Annotated in this window: 16 protein-coding genes; all 16 read right to left on the reverse strand. The window is 41.4% G+C overall.

Features of this window, described 5'->3' with window-relative positions; translation table 11 throughout:
- Positions 1-433 precede the first annotated feature (433 nt).
- On the reverse strand, positions 434-2,272 hold the full coding sequence (locus QUE86_RS07630) for a choice-of-anchor I family protein (RefSeq protein WP_286260249.1): 1,839 nt from the start codon (positions 2,270-2,272) through the stop codon (positions 434-436).
- A 142-nt stretch (positions 2,273-2,414) separates the two neighbouring features.
- On the reverse strand, positions 2,415-3,773 hold the full coding sequence (gene glmU / locus QUE86_RS07635; protein WP_286260251.1) for a bifunctional UDP-N-acetylglucosamine diphosphorylase/glucosamine-1-phosphate N-acetyltransferase GlmU: 1,359 nt from the start codon (positions 3,771-3,773) through the stop codon (positions 2,415-2,417).
- 272 nt (positions 3,774-4,045) lie between these two features.
- Positions 4,046-4,468: a F0F1 ATP synthase subunit epsilon gene (locus tag QUE86_RS07640; protein ID WP_054554812.1), complete on the reverse strand. Its 423-nt coding sequence runs from the start codon at positions 4,466-4,468 to the stop codon at positions 4,046-4,048.
- Between the two features lie 13 nt (positions 4,469-4,481).
- Complete coding sequence (atpD, locus tag QUE86_RS07645) at positions 4,482-5,867, reverse strand: F0F1 ATP synthase subunit beta (RefSeq protein ID WP_054554811.1); 1,386 nt, start codon at positions 5,865-5,867, stop codon at positions 4,482-4,484.
- A gap of 32 nt (positions 5,868-5,899) precedes the next feature.
- Complete coding sequence (gene atpG, locus QUE86_RS07650) at positions 5,900-6,760, reverse strand: F0F1 ATP synthase subunit gamma (RefSeq protein ID WP_062568484.1); 861 nt, start codon at positions 6,758-6,760, stop codon at positions 5,900-5,902.
- 59 nt (positions 6,761-6,819) lie between these two features.
- Positions 6,820-8,361 carry a F0F1 ATP synthase subunit alpha gene (gene atpA, locus QUE86_RS07655; RefSeq protein WP_054554809.1) on the reverse strand — a complete coding sequence of 514 codons (1,542 nt, stop codon included), beginning with the start codon at positions 8,359-8,361 and terminating at the stop codon, positions 6,820-6,822.
- Between the two features lie 14 nt (positions 8,362-8,375).
- The gene (gene atpH / locus QUE86_RS07660; protein WP_167659027.1) at positions 8,376-8,909 is read right to left on the reverse strand and encodes a F0F1 ATP synthase subunit delta; all 534 of its coding nucleotides are present in this window, start codon (positions 8,907-8,909) and stop codon (positions 8,376-8,378) included.
- 16 nt (positions 8,910-8,925) lie between these two features.
- On the reverse strand, positions 8,926-9,396 hold the full coding sequence (atpF, locus tag QUE86_RS07665; protein WP_054554807.1) for a F0F1 ATP synthase subunit B: 471 nt from the start codon (positions 9,394-9,396) through the stop codon (positions 8,926-8,928).
- Between the two features lie 42 nt (positions 9,397-9,438).
- Complete coding sequence (gene atpE / locus QUE86_RS07670) at positions 9,439-9,672, reverse strand: F0F1 ATP synthase subunit C (protein ID WP_010561330.1); 234 nt, start codon at positions 9,670-9,672, stop codon at positions 9,439-9,441.
- A gap of 56 nt (positions 9,673-9,728) precedes the next feature.
- On the reverse strand, positions 9,729-10,586 hold the full coding sequence (atpB, locus tag QUE86_RS07675; protein ID WP_130050136.1) for a F0F1 ATP synthase subunit A: 858 nt from the start codon (positions 10,584-10,586) through the stop codon (positions 9,729-9,731).
- Positions 10,587-10,601: 15 nt separating this feature from the next.
- A complete protein-coding gene (locus QUE86_RS07680) occupies positions 10,602-10,982 on the reverse strand; it encodes an ATP synthase subunit I (protein WP_130050135.1) in 381 nt (126 codons plus the stop codon).
- Positions 10,983-11,141: 159 nt separating this feature from the next.
- A complete protein-coding gene (locus QUE86_RS07685) occupies positions 11,142-12,053 on the reverse strand; it encodes a ParB/RepB/Spo0J family partition protein (protein WP_250661485.1) in 912 nt (303 codons plus the stop codon).
- Between the two features lie 20 nt (positions 12,054-12,073).
- On the reverse strand, positions 12,074-12,859 hold the full coding sequence (locus QUE86_RS07690) for a ParA family protein (protein WP_250661486.1): 786 nt from the start codon (positions 12,857-12,859) through the stop codon (positions 12,074-12,076).
- 13 nt (positions 12,860-12,872) lie between these two features.
- Complete coding sequence (gene rsmG / locus QUE86_RS07695; protein ID WP_054554802.1) at positions 12,873-13,493, reverse strand: 16S rRNA (guanine(527)-N(7))-methyltransferase RsmG; 621 nt, start codon at positions 13,491-13,493, stop codon at positions 12,873-12,875.
- A 15-nt stretch (positions 13,494-13,508) separates the two neighbouring features.
- Positions 13,509-15,398, reverse strand: a complete 1,890-nt coding sequence (gene mnmG / locus QUE86_RS07700) for a tRNA uridine-5-carboxymethylaminomethyl(34) synthesis enzyme MnmG (RefSeq protein WP_130050133.1) — start codon at positions 15,396-15,398, stop codon at positions 13,509-13,511.
- A 428-nt stretch (positions 15,399-15,826) separates the two neighbouring features.
- Complete coding sequence (gene mioC, locus QUE86_RS07705; RefSeq protein WP_239977146.1) at positions 15,827-16,276, reverse strand: FMN-binding protein MioC; 450 nt, start codon at positions 16,274-16,276, stop codon at positions 15,827-15,829.
- Between the last annotated feature and the right edge of the window lie 585 nt (positions 16,277-16,861).

Here is a 16,861-nt window from a genome sequence, read left to right on the forward strand (position 1 = left end):
AATCTGCTGTTAGAACTCAATCTGTACGAGTGCCCACACAGATGATTGCTTTATATTGTTAAAGAACGTTGCGACGTTGTCGCTAGGGATGCGTATAATACATCCTTAATTTTTCGAGTCAACACTTAATTTCAAACTTTCTTTTTAGACCGTTTTAAACCGAAGTTTTACTTAACTCTCTGCTACGTTGTTCAGCGTCTTTCGTTGCTGCCCGCCGTGTCAGTGGATGCGCATTATAGGGATGCGAAGAATTAACGCAAGCACTTTTTGAAGGTTTTTTTGATTATTTTCAAATTAGTACAATAACCATACAAATAAAGGGCTACAAAGGGATTTTAGCTCAAAAAGCAGTCATTTTTGTGAAGGTAAAATGGCATAGAAAAAGCGACATGCTTTAAATTAGCTATGTCGCTTTTTATTTTTATAAGGCGGATTAGTTAGTAGAAATTTCCCAAACAGCGATTGAACCCGAAATTTCATTACCAACAACTAGCAATGCTTCATTCGTTGCACTTTGTTCTGCTGGTATAAATGCCATACCTTCAGGGGCAAGATCACCCGTAATATCTGCATCAGTTTCTAGACCACGATTAAAAAAGTAATCTTGGAATGTCACATTGTATGGATTAGTAATATCAAACACCATAATGCCACCCATACGCTCTAAACCAATAAATGCAAATGTACGCTCGCCAATAGTACCTAGTGCTAATGCTTCTGGTTCTGCACCTTTGTCATCAGAGCGACTATCGCCGTCATTTTCATCTTCGTTATTATTGAATGCTGCTCCGTGAACTGATGCAGTAATGCGTGAAATTTGATCGCCAGAGTCAAAAACTACCATGCCGTTATTATCCCAGATGGTAAAGGAGCGGGCACCATATGCATATAGTGATTCGTATTCGCCATTATTATCTTCATCACCTTTAACAGTGGTCACTTTTAAACGGCCAATATCACTGTTGTCATTGTTCAGGTAGTCAAAATTGCTTGCTAGTGTTAAGTCTTTAGCTCTTGTCTCATCTATATATGATAAACAACCGTCATCTTTATCATAATCAAGACCACCTTTAGCTATGCAATCAGCTTCGTCGTTTGTATCAAAGAAGTATTCTCGTGCATCACCTTCGTTCGCTGTGACAATAAAGTTAGCACCTTTCCAGGTAAAGCTTGAAATAGTATCTGGTTGATACATGCCATAGAGGCCAGGGTATGATTTAAAGTTAACCCCACCGTCTTTATCAGATGCATCAAAAAGCAAATTAGACCAATCTTTAAAACCTAAGCCTTTAAGCTCTAGGCTATTATCTTCAAGATTGACGATAGCAAGGGCGTTATTTTCTTGTAGTGACACGTAGGCAAATTTATTATCTTTCGAAACGCTGATGTATTCAGGTTCTAAATCCATAGCCACGGTTGTATTAATCAAATTACCGTTGATTGTTCGACCTGTCGGGTTAGCAAATACAATCCCTCGCTCTTCAAGCTCTGCTTGTTTGTCGTTATAAGCTGAAAAAGTAATGCTAATAGCAGTATCTGCAATTACACCATCATTGATATTAATAATGCTAATTGAGCCTTCAGGGTCAATACTGTAATCACCATTAGGCTCACCTTCATTTGCAACCAGTACCTTATTGCCATCATGGCTAAAAGTAACCATGTCGGGTAGGGCGCCTACCGTTACATTCTTAATAAACAGAGGCTCATCGCCACTGATATCATAAAATGCGATTAAACCTTCATCACCGGTAATATCTGCGGCCATTGCAACTGCAAGAAGTTCATTATTAGCATCAATAGCGATACTGTTTGCATCACCCGCACTGTGCTTATTAAGTGCAAGGGTAATCTCTGAGGTTAAATTAGTGCCATTTATAACCCCTTCGTTATCTTTAACTAAAGCTGCACGGTCAAAGCTATCGGCTTTCATGATATTCACAACTGCCGAATCACCGGAACTATTGATCGCAAAAATTCGTTGTTTAGAAGCTTGATAAGCGACAATCTCTGCTGCACCTTCCGGACTTTCTGCGTTAAGCACTGCACGACCGATAAGGTTTATACTTAAAGCCGCGTTTGCATCTGTACCATTTGCTCCGTCAGCTCCGTTAGTACCATCGGAGCCATTTTCCCCATCAATTCCGTTAGTACCATTTTGACCTGCAGGACCTTGTTCACCTTGTAGGCCATCTTTGCCGTCGTCACCGTCTAACGAGCAACCTGTAAGAATAGTTAAAAGTGATAGCGCAATAATTGATCTTTTTAACATTATTATTTTTCCTTGGTATTGTATTGAGGCAATTACAACACGCAGGCATTACAACTATATGGCACTTTTATGAGAACAAAATTTAGCCACAAAAAAAGCGAGTATAAACTCGCTTTTATTTATAAATTAGTAGGGTAGCTCACTACTTTTTGGTTGGACGCTTCCAGCCAGTTAGATTACGTTGTTTGCCACGAGCTACTGCAAGCTGATCGTCTTCAACAGTATTAGTAATAACAGAACCTGCGCCAATCGTTGCCATTGAGCCAATATTCACCGGTGCTACTAGTGATGAGTTTGAACCGATAAAGGCGTTATCACCGATAATAGTTTTTGATTTGTTTACGCCATCATAGTTACAAGTAATAGTACCTGCGCCAATATTCACTTTTTCACCAACTTCAGTGTCACCTAAGTAGGTAAGATGATTTGCCTTTGAGCCTTTGCCTAAGCGAGTCTTTTTCATCTCAACAAAGTTACCGATATGCGAGTCTTCTTCCATAATCGCACCAGGGCGAAGGCGAGCATAAGGGCCTAAAGTACATTTAGCAGCAACACTCGCTTCTTCAACAAGTGAGTTAGCTTTAATTACAACGTTATCACCAACAGTACAATCTTTAAGTACGCAGTTAGGGCCAATTTGCACGTTATTACCTAGTGTTACTTTACCTTCGAAAATAACATTAACGTCGATTAGTACATCTTCGCCGGTAGTAACTTCACCACGCACATCAATACGCGCAGGATCAGCAAGTGTAGCACCATTAAGCATTAGCTCTTCGGCTTGCCATGCTTGGTATGCACGTTCAAGAGCTGCAAGTTGAACGCGATTATTTGCGCCTTCGACTTCCATCGGGTGCTCGGGCTGTGCAGAAGTAATTTCAACACCTTCGCTATGTGCCATAGCAACGATATCTGTTAAATAGTATTCACCTTGAGCGTTGTTGTTCGATAGGTTACCTAACCAACGTTTAAGTAGCTCACCATTGGCAGCCATAATACCGGTATTAATTTCTTTAATTGCAAGTTGCTCAGCAGAGGCATCTTTTTGTTCGATAATACCCACTAGCTTGCCATTTTCACGGATCATACGACCATAACCTGATGGGTCTTCTAAGGTAACGGTTAATACAGCTAAGCCTTTTTCTGGTGTCGCTGCGAGTAACTTCTCTAAGGTAGCGCGTTTTGTCAGTGGCACATCACCATAAAGAATTAATACAGTGTCATCATCAGCAATGTGTTCTTTAGCAACTGCCACGGCATGACCCGTACCTAGTTGTTCTTCTTGTAATACCCAGTTTACTTGATTGTGCGATAGGGCATCTTGCAGCTGTTCACGGCCATGACCGTAAACAAGGTTCGTTTCACGAGCGCCAAGGGCAGTGGCATTATCAATAACGTGCTGCACCATAGGTTTACCAGCAACTTTGTGTAAAACCTTTGGTAGAGCAGAGCGCATACGAGTGCCTTTACCCGCAGCAAGAATAACGGTAGTCAGAGACATTAAAACAATATCCTTCTTTCTTTGTTTTAGGTGTGCAATATTTTGTGAGTTCTGGGAAACATACAAAGTTGTGTAAGTCACATCATGTGTAAATACGCAATCCTAATGAGTTGGACTGAACCTTGGATGAAACAGCTATTCACTATTAATTTACACTATTGTAGCGAGCTTTGATGAAGGATATAAGTATAAATATTAAGTAGGGTAGAAAGCCGTGAATTTCGGGCACAAAAAAGCCCACATTAAGTGGGCTTTTTGAAAACCGAGTAGGCTTACTTTTTACGTAATTGTTGAATTACGCGAAGTTGAGCGATTGCTTCAGCAAGTTGCACTGCAGCTTGTTGATAATCTAACTCAGCAGTTGACGTATTCGCCATTTGCTCTTCAGCATCACGTTTAGCTTTTTCAGCCGCTTGCTCGTCTAGGTCTTCACCACGTACTGCAGTATCTGCAAGAATCGTGATGCGATCCGGTTGAACTTCTAGCGTACCGCCAGCAATATACATCACGTCTTCGTGACCAAATTGCTTAACTAAACGTACCATACCAGGTTTTAGGGCAGTTAATAATGGAGCGTGACCATAGTTAACACCAAGGTCACCTTCACTACCACTCACTTGAATCGATTCAACCAGACCAGAGAACAAGCTCTCTTCTGCGCTTACTACGTCAAGATGTACAGTCATAGCCGCCATACTACCCTCCTAATTACATGCTTTTGGCTTTTTCTTGAGCTTCTTCAATAGAGCCAACCATGTAGAACGCTTGCTCTGGCATATCATCAAACTCACCGTTTAAGATACCTTTGAAGCCAGCAATTGTGTCTTTAAGTGACACGTATTTACCAGGCGCGCCTGTGAATACCTCAGCAACGAAGAACGGCTGAGATAGGAAACGCTGGATTTTACGTGCACGAGATACAACTTGCTTATCTTCGTCAGAAAGCTCGTCCATACCTAGGATTGCGATGATGTCTTTAAGTTCTTTATAACGTTGAAGAACTGTTTGAACGCCACGCGCAGTATCGTAGTGCTCTTGACCGATTACTAATGGGTCAAGTTGACGTGAAGATGAATCAAGTGGGTCTACCGCAGGGTAGATACCAAGTGAAGCGATATCACGAGAAAGTACTACTGTTGCATCTAAGTGAGCAAACGTTGTTGCTGGAGATGGGTCAGTTAAGTCATCCGCAGGTACGTATACCGCTTGGATTGAAGTGATTGAACCCGTCTTAGTAGATGCGATACGCTCTTGAAGTACACCCATTTCTTCAGCAAGAGTTGGTTGGTAACCTACTGCTGAAGGCATACGACCTAGAAGTGCTGATACCTCTGTACCCGCTAGAGTATAACGGTAGATGTTATCAACGAAGAAAAGTACGTCACGACCTTCGTCACGGAACTTCTCTGCCATAGTAAGACCAGTTAACGCTACGCGTAAACGGTTACCCGGTGGCTCATTCATTTGACCGTATACTAGAGATACTTTATCTAGTACGTTTGAGTCGTTCATCTCATGGTAGAAGTCATTACCCTCACGAGTACGCTCACCAACACCTGCGAATACTGAGTAACCGCTGTGCTCGATTGCGATGTTACGGATAAGTTCCATCATGTTTACGGTTTTACCAACACCGGCACCACCGAATAGACCAACTTTACCACCTTTAGCGAATGGACATACAAGGTCGATTACCTTGATACCAGTCTCTAAAAGTTCTACTGAACTTGATTGTTCTTCATAAGAAGGTGCTGCACGGTGAATAGACATACGCTCTTCTTCACCAATTGGACCAGCTTCATCAATAGGGTTACCTAATACGTCCATGATACGACCTAGTGTCTTCGTACCTACAGGAACGTGGATTGGCTGACCTGTACCTTCTACTGCAGTACCACGACGTAAACCGTCAGTAGTACCAAGTGCGATACCACGTACCACACCGCCACCTAGCTGTTGTTGAACTTCTAAAGTTAAACCAGCTAAGTCGCCATCTGTTACTTTTAGTGCGTCATATACGGCTGGCACGTTGTCTTGTGGAAATTCGATATCCACAACGGCGCCGATAATTTGGACGACCTTACCTAAACTCATGTCTATTCCTCTCATTAAACTTTGCCGAAGCGTTAAACTGCTGCCGAGCCGCCAACAATCTCACTAATTTCTTGTGTGATTGCAGCTTGACGAGCCTTGTTATAAACAAGCTGTAACTCATCCATAAGGTCGCCTGCGTTATCTGTTGCAGCTTTCATTGCAACCATACGGGCAGCCTGTTCAGAGGCAGCGTTCTCAACTACACCTTGGTATACTTGAGACTCAATAAAGCGTACTAACAGAGCTTCTAAAATCGCATCTGGGTTTGGCTCATATAAGTAATCCCAAGAATGTTGAGATACTTCTTCTTCAGCTTTTGGCAAAGGGAGTAACTGATCGATTGTTGGCTCTTGCTTCATAGTATTAACGAACTTGTTAAATACTACGTATAAGCGGTCAATTTTACCTTCAGAGTATGCATCTAGCATTGTCTTTACAGGACCAATAACGTCTTGTAATGAAGGTGTATCTCCTAAGTTCGCTTTTTTAGCGACTAACTTACCGCCAAAACGTTGGAAAAAGCCAGCTGCTTTGCTACCTAAAGTAGTAAACTCAGCTTCAACGCCTTTTTCTTTCCACGCTTTCACGTCTAGGGCAACTTTTTTGAACTCGTTTGAGTTCAAGCCACCACATAGACCACGGTCAGTAGAGATAACAATATAACCAACTCGTTTTACTTCACGCTCTTCTAAGAAAGGGTGAGTAAAATCAAGATTTGCTTGAGCAACACGACCAATCACTTGGCGTAAGTTTTCAGCGTATGGACGGCTTGACGCCACACGTTCCTGCGCTTTTTTCATTTTAGACGCAGCAACCATTTCCATCGCGCTGGTGATCTTCTGAGTATTCTTGATACTCCCGATCTTGCTTTTAATCTCTTTTCCGCTGGCCATGACTCTCTCTCCGAATCAGGTGGGCTTTAGTTACCTAAAGCTCACCATTCATAACTAAATTACCAAGTTTGCGTCGACTTGAACTTCTCTAGAAGTTCTTTAAGTTGAGCTTCAATCTCAGCGTTGTAGTTACCAGTTTCATTGATTTGAGCCATTAGCTCTGCGTATGTGCTGTTTGCATAAGAAATTAGGCCAGCTTCGAAATCCATGATTTTCGCGATTTCGATGTCTTTTAGGTAGCCCTTTTCAGCAGCAAATAGCGACAGAGACATTTCAGCAACAGACATTGGTGCGTACTGTTTCTGCTTCATTAGCTCTGTTACGCGCTCACCATGCTCTAATTGAGCACGTGTTGCATCGTCAAGGTCAGACGCGAACTGCGAGAACGCAGCTAATTCACGGTACTGAGCTAACGCTAGACGGATACCACCACCTAGTTTCTTAACGATTTTAGTTTGCGCTGCACCACCAACACGAGATACCGAGATACCAGCGTTAACAGCTGGACGGATACCTGAGTTGAATAAGTCAGTTTCTAAGAAGATCTGACCATCGGTGATAGAGATAACGTTTGTCGGTACGAACGCAGAAACGTCGCCGCCTTGAGTTTCAATGATTGGCAATGCCGTCAGTGAACCTGTTTTACCTTTCACTTCACCATTAGTGAACTTCTCAACGTAATCAGCGTTTACACGTGATGCACGCTCTAGAAGACGTGAGTGAAGGTAGAATACGTCACCTGGGTATGCTTCACGGCCTGGTGGACGCTTAAGTAGTAATGAGATTTGACGGTAAGCAACAGCTTGCTTAGATAAATCATCATATACGATTAGCGCGTCTTCACCACGGTCACGGAAGTATTCACCCATAGTACAACCAGAGAATGGTGCTAGGTACTGAAGTGCCGCAGATTCAGAAGCAGATGCAACAACAACGATAGTGTTTTCAAGTGCACCGTGCTCTTCTAATTTACGTACTACGTTAGCGATTGTAGATGCTTTTTGACCAACTGCAACGTACACACACTTAACGCCTGTACCTTTTTGGTTGATGATTGCATCGATTGCTAATGCAGTTTTACCAGTTTGGCGGTCACCGATAACAAGCTCACGTTGACCACGACCTACTGGGATCATCGCATCGATAGATTTATAACCAGTTTGTACTGGCTCATCTACTGATTGACGTTCGATAACGCCTGGTGCGATTTTCTCAACAGGTTCAAAACCGTCGTTATCTAAAGCGCCTTTACCGTCGATAGGTGCACCTAGTGTGTTTACAACACGACCAAGTAGACCACGACCAACAGGAACCTCTAGGATACGACCAGTTGATTTAACTTTTACGCCTTCTTTAAGGTCAGCGTAAGGACCCATTACTACAGCACCTACTGAGTCACGCTCAAGGTTTAGTGCGATAGCATAACGGTTGCCAGGAAGCTCGATCATCTCACCTTGCATACAGTCAGCAAGACCGTGGATGCGGATGATACCGTCAGTAACAGATACGATAGTACCTTCGTTACGAGCTTCACTTACAACTTCGAACTGCTCAATACGTTGTTTGATCAGATCTGAAATTTCAGTGGAATTAAGTTGCATGCTCTTTTTCCCAATTACGATTGTAGTGATGTAGCTAAGCGGGCTAATTTGCCACGTACTGAGCCGTCAATTACAGTGTCACCCGCCTTAATGATAAGACCGCCAACAACTGTAGTATCTTCACTACAATTCAGCTTAACTTTGCGTGCGAAACGTTTTTCAAGTGCCGCTACCAATGATGCTTGCTGCTCAGCAGCTAGCGGTGTTGCAGAAACCACATCAACGTCGATTTCTTTGTCGTAGTCCGCTTTAAATTCAGCGAATAACTCTGCAACAGCAGGCAGTGCAACTAAACGTCCATTTTCAGCCATCACCTTGATTAGGTTCTGACCTTGTTCGTTGAGCTGCTCTGCACAGATCTTGATAAACAGATCTGCTTTTTCAGTAGCAGTAGGCAATCCAGCTAGCGCGGCAGCGGCTTGCTCATTGCTGGCAACATGGCCAGCAAAGAACAGCATGTCGTTCCAACTTTCAACAGTGCCTTTTTCAACGGCAAGTTCAAAAGCCGCTTTAGCGTATGGGCGAGCGATAGTAGCCAATTCAGACATGCTCATACCCTCCTAATTACAGCTCAGCGACAAGTTTTTCAACGATGTCACTGTGTGCGGCTTGATTGATTTCGCGCTCTAAAATCTTCTCAGCACCAACCACGGCCAGCGTCGCTACTTGTTTACGTAGTTCTTCTGTTACACGGTTACGCTCTGCTTCGATTTCAGAGTGCCCTTGAGCAATAATTTTTTCACGCTCTTGTTGACCACGAACAGTTTCTTCGTCAACGATTAGCGTGGCACGCTTTTTAGCTTGTTCAATGATATCAGCCGCTTGAGCTTTTGCCTCTTTAAGCTGCTCAGCAGCTTTCTTTTGCGCAAGTTCTAAGTCTTTTTCGGCTCTATCAGAGGCAGCTAAACCATCTTCGATTTTCTTCTGGCGAGCTTCAATTGCACCATTTAGTGGTGGCCATACGTATTTCATACAGAAAAGTACGAAAACCGTAAATGCAATTAATTCACCGATAAGAGTGGCTGTTAAGTTCACGACCGCTCCTCCTTAAAATAGTAAGCTGTTCAAAAAATAATATTAAAGTACGAACAACAATACCATTGCGATACCAACACCGATCATAGCTACGGCATCGATTAGACCAGCAAGGATGAACATCTTAACTTGTAATGAAGGTGCAAGCTCAGGTTGACGTGCACAAGCTTCTAGGAATTTACCACCCATGTTACCGAAGCCGATAGCAGTACCGATTGCACCGAAGCCGATAAGTAGAGCAACAGCGATGTACTTAAGACCAATCATTAGTTCCATTTTTTTCTCCAAAGTTTCAATTGTAAATTAAAGTTAAAATTTAAAAGTGTAAAAAATTAGTGATTATCTGAGCTTGCCATGCTTAGGTAAACGATTGTAAGCATCATAAATACGAATGCTTGCAGTACGATTACTAAGATGTGGAATACAGCCCAAATAAAGTGCAACGGTAGTTGCATTAAACCAACTGCGCCGATCAAGATGAAAATCAACTCACCAGCATATAAGTTACCGAATAAACGCAATGCTAACGAGAACGGCTTAGCAACTAAAGCGATTGTTTCTAGTAATAAGTTACATGGGATTAAGAACACCATCGCTAGCTTGTTTTTAGAGCTGAACGGGTGAAGCGTTAATTCAGCTAAGAATCCGCCAATCCCTTTGATTTTGATTGCATAACCGATCATCAGAATGAATACACCAATAGCAAGTGCAGCAGTCATATTGATGTCTGTTGTAGGTACAATCTTCATGTAAACGTCGTGAGAATCCATACCAAATGCTTGCTCGCCAACAAAGCCAGCTAATGCAGGTAGGAAATCAACCGGAATCAAGTCCATTAAGTTCATTAAGAACACCCAAACGAAAATCGTTAGAGCTAATGGAGCGATTAATGCGCTTTTACCATGGTATGTGTCACGTACGTTGTCGCCAACGAACTCAACAATCATTTCAATGAAACACTGAAATTTACCCGGTACACCGGTATTTGCTTTTTTAGCGGCACCACGGAAGATCCATAAAAATACCAGACCTAAACCGATTGACCATGCGAGGGTATCTATATTCCATGTCCAGAAACCACTGTCTGCACACGCTTTGTTGAAGGCAAGACCAGCGTCGGTCGAGCACATCTTAGCGTTAGTTAAGTGGTGCTGAATATGGCTTGATAGAGTTACTTCTTCTGCAGCCATGTTATATCCCAAAAGTTAATGATTAAAAAAAACGGGCGCAAACAATCCGCTAAATAACACCAATACATACACACAGAAAAACGGTAATAAAACGACCGTATAAGACTTCAGTATCAGTGCAAACAAAACGATTGTTAGCATAAATTTTAATCCGTTGCCGCGCTTTAGCGAGGCATACACTTGATTTACTCGACTTGCACCCATATAACGGAATGCATAGACAGCAAATACAAAATTAGGGAGTAGTGCAACAGCTCCGCCAGCAAGCGCTGACTGGCCGGCATTGACTCCCCAACCTATAAAAACAATTACTGCAGCGATAAATGCTACGATACCCTGAAGACAAATTAATTTAAATGCGGCAAGCCTATACGGCTTTGCTAACCTATTAGTCACGTTTTGTTAACCTTTAGAACGTTAAATTGTCAGGGTATGAAAACTGGCGAAATTATACTGATTCCTACCAGTTTTGCAACTTGAGTCGACCCTTTGTAGTGCAAAAACACCACAAATGTCTCTTTTTGGACATGTTATTAATTAATGACGGGAATAGTCTTAATTTATACGGCTTAAAATGCCATCTAACTCATCAAGAGTTGTATAAGAGATAACCAGTTTGCCTTTGCCTTTTTTATTGTAGTTTATTTCTACTTTAGCGCCTAAATTTTCAGCAAGCTTTTGTTCTAACTGTTTGACATCAGGATCTTTTTCTTGCACTTCTTTCTTTGGGGCTGGTTCTAAAATAGAACGCACTAGCTTTTCAGTTTCACGAACAGTTAAAGCTTTAGCAACGGCTAATCGAGCAGCATCTGATTGCGCTTCGCCTTCAAGTGCTAATAAACAACGTGCATGACCCATTTCAATGTCGCCATGCTCTAACAAAATTTTAACATCTTCATTGAGATTATTTAAGCGCAGTAAATTAGTCACAGTAGTACGAGATTTACCAACTGCCTCGGCGACTTGTTGATGAGTTAGTTCAAATTCGTTAAGTAAACGATTTAACGCAATCGCTTCTTCCATCGCATTTAGATCTTCACGTTGAATATTTTCTATAAGCGCGATAGCAACGGCCGCTTCATCAGGTACATCTTTGATGATACATGGAACAGCATCTAATTTTGCAAGTTGAGCAGCACGCCAACGACGCTCACCGGCGATAATCTCATATTTTTCTGCACCAATTTGGCGCACAACAATCGGCTGAATGATGCCTTGAGCACGTATTGAGTTAGCTAACTCTTCAAGCGCTTCTTCAGACATGTCTTTACGCGGTTGATATTTACCCGATTGTAAAAACTCAATCGCTAACTTTTGCAGCTCACCTTTACTTTGCTCTGCAACGACCTCAGAGACTTGCTCTGGTGTTGCAGTCGCTTGTTGCTGATTATTTGCACTTGAGGCAGGTTTTGATGAACTTAATAAAGCGTCGAGTCCTCGGCCTAAACCGCGTTTTTTAGCAGACATGTTATTTTTTTACCTCGAAGTTAGGCTACTGCTGAAGATGTTTTCTCTTTTCTACGTAACATTTCGCCGGCTAGGGCTAAGTAAGCTTTCGCACCACTTGATGCACGGTCATAATACATGGCAGGGGCACCAAAACTCGGCGCTTCTGCTAAACGGACATTACGTGGGATAACGGTACGATATACTTTATCGCCAAAATGTTGTTTGAGTTGTTCTGATACATCATTTGCAAGGCGATTGCGCGGATCATACATGGTGCGTAAAATCCCTTCAATTGTTAATGCTGGATTTACTAGCTTAGACAACTGGGTAATGGTATCCATTAATGCCGTTAAACCTTCAAGGGCATAATACTCACATTGCATCGGAACTAAAATTGAATCTGCGGCAGCCATAGCATTAACAGTAAGCATGTTAAGTGAAGGCGGGCAGTCGATAAAAATGAAATCGTATTGGTCTTGAATTTGTTCAAGCGCATTACGTAAACGCACTTCACGCGCAAACAATTCCATTAATTTAACTTCAGCGGCAGTCACATCGCCATTAGCAGCAATTAAGTGATACTCACCTGAGGTTTCTCTATTGATAACTTCATCGATTGGTGTTTCTTCAATCAATAAATCGTAAATAGTCGCAACATCACCGTATTTATCGACACCACTACCCATGGTAGCGTTTCCTTGCGGATCAAGATCGATTAATAACACTTTACGCTTCGTCGCGGCCATCGATGCCGCAAGATTCACAGCGGTGGTTGTTTTACCAACACCACCTTTTTGGTTTGCTAATGCGATGACTTTTGCCACAGTGCTCTGATCCCTAGTCTTTAGAAAGAATGATTAGATGTCTTTGCGCATCTAACTCAGGTACTTCCAAGCTGATTTTTTCATCAAACTTAATACCTTTAGGTAATGAGTCTAGTTCTTCGCTCGGAAATACGCCTTTTAAGGCGATAAATTTACCTGAATGATCAATCAAGTGCGCACACCAGTCAACCATATCTTGTAAAGAGGCAAATGCACGACTTAATACACCATCTAATTTAACACTTGGTTGATATTCTTCAACTCTAGACTGCACTGGGGTTACATTTTCAAGGCCAAGTGCATGTTTTACCTGCATCAAAAAGCGCACGCGTTTACCTAAACTATCTAACAATACAAATTGTGTATCAGGTAAAGCGATGGCTAATACGATACCCGGTAAACCAGGACCCGTACCAACATCAATGTAATGTTTGCCTTTAAGGTGTGGCGCAACAACTAAGCTATCCATGATATGTTTAACCATCATTTCTTCAGGTAAACGAACAGAGGTTAAGTTATATGCTTTGTTCCACTTGTCTAATAATTCAACATATTGTACAAGTTGTTGTTGCTGCTTTTCTGTTAGCGCAATATCAGTTTGCGCTAACAGTGAAGTTAATTGTTGTTGTAACACTGTATTCCTCACCAACTACGCAGTCTTGCGCAGTAAGCCTTGCTTTTTCAGATAGACTAATAATAGCGAAATAGCTGCAGGGGTGATACCTGAAATACGTGATGCTTGGCCAATTGTATCTGGACGACTATCAGTAAGTTTCGCGATAACCTCATTTGATAAACCAGAAACAGTTGAATAATCAAAGTCTTTTGGTAATACAGTTTGTTCATGACGTAGCTGCTTATTGATCTCATCTTGTTGACGAGCAATATAGCCTGCGTACTTAGTATGGATCTCAACTTGCTCAAGTGCAGCTTGGTTATCGAACTCAGAGCCTAAACCATCGATCGCCATTAGGTCGTTATAACGAACTTCAGGACGACGGATCAGATCTTCAAGGCTCGCTTCACGAGTCAGTGGTGTTTTTAATAACGCATTTACTTGATCAACAGCCACGTGATCTTTATGGATCCAGGTTTCTTTTAAGCGTTGTGTTTCTTTTTCAATGATTTCCATTTTTTCGTTGAAGGCAGCCCAACGAGCATCGTCAACTAAGCCAAGTTCACGGCCTTTAGCAGTTAAACGAATGTCGGCATTATCTTCACGAAGTAATAAACGGTATTCAGCACGGCTGGTAAACATACGGTACGGTTCTTTAGTACCTAATGTTGCTAAGTCATCAATCAGTACACCTGTATATGCTTCATCACGACGAGGTGTCCAAGGTTCTTTACCTTGTACTTGTAATGCTGCGTTCATACCAGCAATTAAACCTTGCGCACCAGCTTCTTCGTAGCCTGTTGTGCCATTGATCTGGCCTGCGAAGAATAAACCATTAATAAACTTAGTTTCTAATGATTGTTTTAAGTCTCGTGGATCAAAGAAATCATACTCAATGGCATAACCAGGACGACAGATATGTGCATTTTCAAAGCCAGTAATTGATTGCACAATTTCAAGTTGCACATCAAATGGTAAACTCGTCGAGATACCATTTGGATATAATTCGTATGATGTTAAGCCTTCTGGCTCAACAAAGATTTGATGTTTATCTTTATCAGCAAAACGTACGATCTTATCTTCAATTGATGGGCAGTAACGTGGACCAATACCTTCAATAACACCAGAGTACATAGGTGAACGATGCAGGTTATTACGGATCACATCATGTGTTTTTTCATTTGTATAAGTGATGTAACACGGGATCTGCTGTGGGTGATCCGATTGTTTACCCATAAATGAGAATACTGGAGTAGGAGTATCACCAGGCTGTTCTTGCATCTTGCTAAAATCAACAGTACGCGCATCAATACGAGGAGGCGTGCCTGTTTTTAAACGATCAACACGGAACGGTAATTCACGTAAACGCTCTGCAAGTGCAATTGAAGGTGGATCACCAGCACGACCCCCTTTGAAGTTCTCTAAACCAATATGGATCTGACCACCTAAGAAAGTACCCACAGTAAGAACCACTGAAGGCGCACTAAAACGAAGACCCATTTGAGTTACAACACCGATTACTCGATCGCCTTCAACGATTAGATCGTCACATGACTGCTGGAAGATCTTTAAATTTTCTTGATGTTGTAAAGTGTGTTGAATAGCGGCTTTATACAAAGCACGGTCAGCTTGCGCACGTGTAGCACGTACTGCAGGGCCTTTAGATGAGTTTAAAGTACGAAATTGAATACCACCTTTATCGATAGCCTGAGCCATTGCACCGCCAAGTGCATCGATCTCTTTAACTAAATGGCCTTTACCAATACCGCCAATTGCCGGATTACAAGACATTTGACCAAGAGTATCCATATTATGAGTTAGCAATAGGGTATTCATGCCCATGCGAGCAGATGCTAATGCAGCTTCAGTACCTGCATGCCCACCACCTACAACAATAACATCAAAACGTTCGTGAAAAATCATTTATGGGATCCTACTAATCAACCAGCAAAACTTTGTAAAGGGAGCGTATTCTACCTAGAAATTTAGAGAAGATAAATGATTAAACAGTGCTCAAGATCTAAGTGGGTGATCTCTAATAATATAAAGGATCTTTTAAAGAGATCTTTTATTACTCTTACTACTAGTGAGGGCTAGATCTGTTGATAATGTTCAATTTGCTTTTTAAAACATTGCTTTAAGGCAGATCTAAAGGTGTTAGTATGATCGGATCTTCCGGCGTAAAAGCTTTGATCAAAAGGGCTATTTATACACAGGGCAATATCGGTTGGATCTTATCCAAGGGATAAACTAGGTTAAAATCGCAGTTAGATCAGTGTTTATCCACAATCCGATCTAAATTATCAGTAAATTGTGGGTAACTTTTATTACAACGATCAACACCGATCGGCTTAATTGAGTCCTACAGTCTCGATCCAGCTTGGTAACCAAGCTAAAGCTGTGTCTTCTGGTAACGCTTCATCAAGAATATTTAGCTCTAAGCGTTCTGCCACGCGGTTTGCACCTTTATTTGCTAATAACTCATCTAGATTACGGCCTGCATAGTTATAGGTGTCGTAGCTAGTGTCGCCTAATCCGATCACACTGTAGTTTAATCCTTTAAGATCAGCCTGTTGGTTAATAGATTCAACAAATGGCAGTAGGTTCTCTGGGTAGTCTCCCGCGCCATATGTAGAAGTACATAACAACCAAATAGTATCTTGCTGATCAATATCATCAAATACAGGCTGTTCATGAAGCTGCACTTGGATCCCTTGTTGTTCAAGGGCTTCTGCTAGTTGCTCTGCCACGTATTCAGCAGATCCCATTTGGCTGCCAACGATGATATTTACTGATTGCATGTGATTGATCATGTATAGAAATAAGTGGCCACATGATAACTAAGTTAGGGTGTGAGTAAAGCGTTGAATTACGATCTGAATAAGTTTTTCTGCCTAAAATAACGGCTTAAATTCAATGTTTTTTATAATTTACTGTTTTTAATGGTTTTTTATATTTATTCGTAAATTAAACCCTTTGATCAAGCTGTTAATAAATTTGGGGAAAGTTCTGATCAAGCTAAAATTTAGAAACTGTATAACTTTGCTAAGTTGTTGATCTTTAATTGTGTGTAAGCGCTTTAGTTTTTAGATCGGATTAAAATGGAGAGTATGATCGTTTTGTGGATAGATCGCTTGTTGATAACGATCGGTTTGTAATTTGCGATCAATAAAATAGATCGAAAAAAACTTAAATATGGGCAAATAAAGGCTGTTTTTTAGAAAATTAATTATCAAAAAGGGCTGTTGTTTGTAAATAAGTTCAAATTTCAGCGTTTTTTTATGATCAAATCAGCCTTTAGATCTAAAAACACCTCAATTGTGGATAACATTTTTAGCTAAAGTCGATCTTAAAAGCTGTTTTGATCTGATTTTTTAGCTCGCTAA

This window comes from Pseudoalteromonas apostichopi, from assembly GCF_030297135.1.
Classification (GTDB): Bacteria; Pseudomonadota; Gammaproteobacteria; order Enterobacterales; family Alteromonadaceae; genus Pseudoalteromonas; species Pseudoalteromonas apostichopi.